General features: G+C 58.1%; 1 pseudogene. It reads left to right on the forward strand.

The features are described 5' to 3' along the window. Positions 1-158: 158 nt before the first annotated feature. A pseudogene (locus tag ACWDTD_RS20550) lies at positions 159-908 on the forward strand (DUF2510 domain-containing protein); the annotation flags it as partial. Between the last annotated feature and the right edge of the window lie 358 nt (positions 909-1,266).

Consider the following 1,266-nt stretch of genomic DNA (forward strand, 5'->3'; position numbering starts at 1 on the left):
CGCCAGCGCTGCAACGCTGACTTGATCAAGTGACTACCGGGATCATTCTGCGGGAAGGCACGCCCTCCCAGATCCACAGGTCTTGATCATTCCTCAAGTGAGAGCCGAGCTCTTGGCTGTCAATCAGAGTCGTCGAAGAGCGAAAAGGAGATACACCAATGCCAGCTCCGGGGTGGTATCCCGATCCCCAAGCCTCTGAGCAGTTGCGTTGGTGGGATGGTCGCGTCTGGACAGCGAATACTCAACCGCGCGTCGTCGCACCAATGCAGCCCACTCCGCTTGTCACCGAGTACACCACTGTTCTGGAAGACTTGACGAAGTGCCGTGCGCAGTGTGTCGCGCTTCAGGCCGAGCTATCGGAATCAGCCGTAGAGAACCAGCGCTTGGCTCGCCGCATCGAGCAACTCGAGACCGAAAACAACGGCCTTCGCGAAAACACGGCGCGCTCGGTCGATACTGCCAACCAGCACGAGCCTGCGGCAAAATCGGCAGAACTGGAACTGCTCAGCGAGCAGATTGCACGTGCCAAAACAGAACTTATCGATGTCACCACGCAGATCGAATTGCAGGACGTCGGCTTCTTCGAGTACGAGCATCCCGCCGAGCATTCAATGAAGCTCGCTGGACAACTCGAGGCAGTCCGCCAGCACATCAAACAGATGCTTCGTGATAAGACCGCGACACAAGCTGTCACGTCCTTTACTTTCAATGGCTCACTTGCACAGGGGCGCAGGTTTGTCGACCAGATGAGCCGAGTCCTCCTGCGCGCATACGACGCCGAAGCCGAGAATTGCGTCAAAACCGTGAAGGCAGGGAACCTGTCCACGGCACAAGCGCGCCTTCGTAAAGCCGCTGATCAAATCGCGCAGAACGGGACCATGATCGACCTCCACATCGTGCCCGAATACCACCAGCTACGGATGGAGGAGCTTGAGTTGGCAGCCAGACATCTCACGGCAAGACAAGTGGAGCGGGAGCTCGAACGGGAGCGCCGCGCAGAGTTGCGCGAGGAGGAGAAAGCGCGCCGTGAGCTAGAAGCTGAACGTGCAAAGCTAGCGAAGGAACGCGCGCACTATCTCAATACAATTGCTTCACTTCGTGAGCGCGGCGATGAAGAGGGAATTCAGCGCATGCAGGAGCGGCTCGACGACGTCGAAGGACGCATGACAAACGGGCTCTTCCGGATTCAGAGTGCATCGAGGTGTTGTGCCAGGCCGCCGGAGTGGATGAGTGACCGCAAGATGTAGTGGCCGAGGTTGCGGAATC

The sequence above is a fragment of the Gordonia sp. NPDC003425 genome (assembly GCF_053588635.1).